Origin of the sequence: Stutzerimonas kunmingensis, assembly GCF_014764705.1 — a bacterium.
Classification (GTDB): domain Bacteria; phylum Pseudomonadota; class Gammaproteobacteria; order Pseudomonadales; family Pseudomonadaceae; genus Stutzerimonas.
Map to the genome: position 1 here is coordinate 1 of NZ_JACXXG010000110.1, position 266 is coordinate 266.

Genomic DNA, 266 nt, shown 5'->3' on the forward strand with positions numbered 1-266 from the left:
TGATTGGCGTGGAAGCACTCCACCGTGCGCGCCGTCAGGCGCACCTCCAGTTGCTTCTTCACCAACTGGTAAGGCACCGAGTAGTAATGCCCGTCGACCTCGACGTGGTAGTCGATATGTTCTGTGGTCAGCCACAGAACATATCTTGTGTGGCCTTGCGATTTATGTGGCCTTCAGTCCGCGGCACGGCCTCGGCTGCGGGGTGGCGCGATCTGTAGGCCACAGAAGCATCAAGGCAACCGAGAGCAACATGAGTCTTCCGTCCA

Annotated in this window: 1 pseudogene; it reads right to left on the reverse strand. The window is 58.3% G+C overall.

The features are described 5' to 3' along the window. Positions 1–119: pseudogene (locus IEG05_RS23670) on the reverse strand (Mu transposase domain-containing protein); the annotation flags it as partial. Positions 120–266 lie beyond the last annotated feature (147 nt).